General features: G+C 69.1%; 1 protein-coding gene. It reads left to right on the plus strand.

Annotated elements, in window-relative coordinates; genetic code table 11:
* Position 1: 1 nt before the first annotated feature.
* On the plus strand, positions 2–2615 hold a 2614-nt coding region (locus ACHFIV_RS11140), incomplete at its 3' end, for an acyltransferase domain-containing protein (protein ID WP_398966340.1).

The raw sequence follows: 2615 nt of genomic DNA on the forward strand, positions 1-2615 counted from the left end.
TGTGCTCCCGCAGACCCTGCACATCGACGAACCGACACCTCAGGTCGACTGGACGGCGGGAACCGTACGGTTGCTGACGGAGTCGACGACGTGGCCGGAGACGGGTGAGCCGCGGCGTGCCGCTGTGTCGTCGTTCGGGATCAGCGGGACCAACGCCCATGTGATCCTCGAAGAGGCTCGTGAACCGGAGGAGCCGGCTTCCCCTGCGGTGTGCTCCGTGCCGGTGGTTCCGTGGGTCACGTCGGCGAGGTCCGAGTCGGGCCTGACGGCGCAGGTGGAGCGGTTGTCGGCGTTCGCCGAGGGCCGGAACCCGGTGGATGTCGGGTTCTCGTCGGTGGCGACGCGTGCGGTGATGAGTCATCGGGCCGTGGCGATCGGTGACCGGGTCGTACGGGGTGCTGCCGCGCCCGGTGGCCTCGCGGTGTTGTTCTCGGGTCAGGGTGCGCAGCGGTCGGGTATGGGCCGTGAGCTGTATGAGGCGTATCCGGTGTTCGCGGATGCTTTTGACGCGATGTGCGCGGAGCTGGACCGGCATCTGGACCGGCCGGTCCGTGAGGTCGTGTTCGAGGGTGGTGAGCTGCTGGATCAGACGCAGTTCACGCAGGCGGGACTCTTCGCCCTGGAGGTGGCGCTGTTCCGTCTGGTGTCCGCCTGGGGTGTGAAGCCCGACTATCTGCTCGGACACTCGATCGGTGAGCTGTCGGCCGCACACGTGGCCGGGGTGTTGTCGCTGGAGGACGCGGCGCGGCTGGTGGCCGCCCGAGGCCGGTTGATGCAGGCGTTGCCGGTGGGCGGTGCGATGGTCTCGCTCCAGGCTTCCGAGGACGAGGTCCTGCCGCTGCTGGTCGACGGCGTGTCCATCGCCGCGCTCAACGGACCGTCCGCGACCGTGGTCTCCGGTGACGAGGACGCCGTCCTGGCCATCGCCGCCCATTTCGAGGCGGAGGGCCGTAAGACCAAGCGCCTGCGGGTGAGTCACGCGTTCCACTCACCGCGCATGGACGCGATGCTGGGCGAGTTTCGCAAGATCGCGGAGAGCCTCTCCTTCAAAGAACCGCAGTTGACGGTCGTGTCCAACGTGACCGGCCGCGTCGTGTCGGTGGACGAGATCTGCTCGGCGGACTACTGGGTGCGCCACGTCCGCGAGGCGGTGCGCTTCGTCGACGGAATGCGCGTCCTGGAGAGCGAAGGTGTCTCCCTCTTCATGGAGTTGGGGCCCCACGGGGTGCTGTCCGCGATGGGACAGGACTGCGTCGAGGAGTCGACGTTCGTGCCGGCGCTGCGTAAGGACCGGGATGAGGCGACGACGCTGGTCACTGCCCTCGCCGAGCTCCATGTACGCGGAAGGTCTGTCGACTGGGCCGCGTACTTCGCCGGTACCGGCGCCCGCCGTGTCGACCTGCCGACATATGCCTTCCAGCGTACGCACTACTGGCTGGCCGACAACGCGGTGCAGGCCACGGACGCGAGCGGCCTCGGCCAGAGCAGCGTGGGGCACCCCCTTCTCGGAGCGGCGGTTCCGCTTGCCGGAGGAGAGAGCACGGTGTTCACCGGCCTGCTGTCGCCCGGCCTGTATCCGTGGCTTGCCGACCATGCGGTCATGGGGTCGGTTCTGCTGCCGGCCACGGCCTTCGTCGACCTCGCGCTGTATGTCGCCTCGCACGTGGACTGTGACCTCGTGGAAGAACTGACGCTCGAAGCTCCGCTGGTCCTGTCCGAGCATGCCGAGACCCAGCTGCAGCTGGTGGTCGGGGCCGCCGACGGTACGGGCCGTCGTGCCATCACCGTGCACGCCCGCCCTGCGGCGGACTCGGATGAGGGCGCGGAGTGGACGAGGCACGCGGTGGGGACGTTGTCCTCCGGTGCGGGCTCGGGTGAGTCGTTGGAGGAGTGGCCGCCGCGGGATGCTGTCGGGCTGGATGTGGCGGGTCTGTACGGTCGGTTGTCCGAGCTGGGGCTGGGGTACGGGCCGGTGTTCCGGGGCGTTCGAGCTGCGTGGCGGCGTGGGGACGATGTCTTCGCGGACGTAGTGCTGCCTGATGGTGTGGACGTGCGGGGCTTCGGGCTTCATCCGGCTCTGCTGGACGCCGCCCTGCATGCGATGGGGGCGGCGGGAGGCCGGGATGGTGAGGCGCGTCTGCCGTTCGTGTGGTCGGGGGTTGCTCTGTATGCGGTGGGTGCGTCGGTTCTGAGGGTGCGGATCTCGCCGGCTGGTTCCGGGGTGTCGGTGGTGCTGGCTGATGCGGCTGGTGAGCCGGTGGCGTCGGTGGACTCGTTGGCGCTGAGGCCCGTCTCGGCGGAGCAGGTGCGGGCCGCCGGTGCCACCTCGGACTCCCTGTTCCGCGTGGAGTGGCCGGAGCTGCGGCTGGATGAGGGCGTGACTGAGCGTGCGTTGAGTGTGGTGCCCATTCAGGACTGGGGCACTGCGGATGAGTGGGACACGGTGCCGGGTGTGGTGGCGGTGTCGTTCGCGTCTTCTGGTTCGGTGTCGGGGGATGTGGTGGCGCGCACGCATGAGGGTGCGGGTCGTGCACTGGGTTTGGTGCAGGGGTGGTTGGCGGACGGCCGGTTCGCTGATGCGCGTCTGGTGGTGGTGACGTCGGGTGCGGTGTGCT

Source organism: Streptomyces sp. ALB3, assembly GCF_044385685.1.
Lineage (GTDB): Bacteria > Actinomycetota > Actinomycetes > Streptomycetales > Streptomycetaceae > Streptomyces.